The organism is Herbaspirillum lusitanum P6-12 (genome assembly GCF_000256565.1).
In the GTDB taxonomy this organism is placed as follows: domain Bacteria; phylum Pseudomonadota; class Gammaproteobacteria; order Burkholderiales; family Burkholderiaceae_D; genus Herbaspirillum; species Herbaspirillum lusitanum.
This window is the reverse complement of the sequence record NZ_AJHH01000370.1, coordinates 1-1,215: the sequence shown is the minus strand read 5'-3', so window position 1 is coordinate 1,215 and position 1,215 is coordinate 1. Positions and strand designations below refer to the sequence as shown.

The 1,215-nt window shown below is 64.3% G+C and carries 2 protein-coding genes; both read right to left on the bottom strand.

Annotated elements, in window-relative coordinates:
- Positions 1–83 precede the first annotated feature (83 nt).
- The gene (locus HLUSI_RS31045) at positions 84–488 is read right to left on the bottom strand and encodes a diguanylate cyclase domain-containing protein (protein ID WP_016834164.1); all 405 of its coding nucleotides are present in this window, start codon (positions 486–488) and stop codon (positions 84–86) included.
- On the bottom strand, positions 488–1,215 hold a 728-nt coding region (locus HLUSI_RS31040), incomplete at its 5' end, for a HAMP domain-containing protein (protein WP_016834163.1). The genes HLUSI_RS31045 and HLUSI_RS31040, both read right to left, overlap by 1 nt.

The following is a 1,215-nucleotide window of genomic DNA, read 5'->3' as shown; positions in this document are numbered from 1 at the left end:
CAAAGACATGTCGTAGCGCTCGTCATGGACCGTCACTTTGCTGTGGCCGGTGACGCTGTTCCAGCCGATACGGCCCTTGTTCATCAGCGACGCGGTTCTTCCCCTTCCTTGCGACCGGCCGCCTTGTCTTCATACATGCCCTGGTCGGCCAGCTTGATCAATGTCTCGGCGTCCTGCGCATCCTGCGGATAGAAGGCCACGCCGACGGAAGCGCCCACCGTCATGTCGGTGGCGCCCTCGACATCCTGCAGGCACACCAGCGGCGGCGCCAGCACGGCTTCGATTTTCCGGCGCACCTTGTCGGCAAAGGCGATGTCGGCGACGCCCCAGAACACCAGCACGAATTCGTCGCCGCCGAAGCGCGCCACCACGTCGTCGTCGCGCATGACGGTGCGCAGGCGCTGGCCGACTTCGATCAGCGTGAGGTCGCCGTATTCGTGGCCGAGCTTGTCGTTGATCGCCTTGAAGCGGTTCAGGTCGATGAACATCACCGTGAACTTGTCGAACAGTTCGGCGGCGCGGCGGCCGCGCTGGTGACGCCGGTCAGCTTGTCGGTGCTGAGCTCGCTCTGCATTTCCATGAAGTTCTGCGCCAGCTGGCCGATCTCGTCGCGCCGCTCGATCTTCAGGGCGACGTTCATCTGACCCTTGCCGATGCGTGCCGCCGCGCGTGACAAGCGGAGCACGTCGCGCACCACCCACTGCACGACGCTGAGGCCGAGCGCCAGCGCGATGGCCACCGCCAGCACCGCGATCACCACGGTCCAGCGCGCGTTCTGGTCGAGCGTGTCGAGGAAGTCGCTGCGCGGTACCGCCACCACCGCGACCCAGGACAGGCCGGCGCCGTCGCGTACCCATGAATAGGCGGCGTAGGTCAGCTCGCCGTCCTGGCCGTTGAAGGTGAACGTGGTGTCGGCGCCGCCCACGTTTTCGATTTCGGCGAGATGCTTCTGCAGCGTTGAATAGGCGTTGCGGATGATCAGGCTCTGGCTGCTCTCGGCGCGCAGGCGGTCGATCTTGCCTTGCTGTTCGGTATAGACATTCTCGCCGTTGGAGGAAGCAATCAGGCGGCCGTTGGATTCCATGATGAAGACTTCGCCATGGCGGCTGACATGCAAGCCCCTGACGAAATCATTGAGCGCCTTGAGCGAAACGTCGGTGGCGACCACGCCTTCGAACTGGCCGTTCTTCGATAGCACGCGGCGCGCGCGCGTAT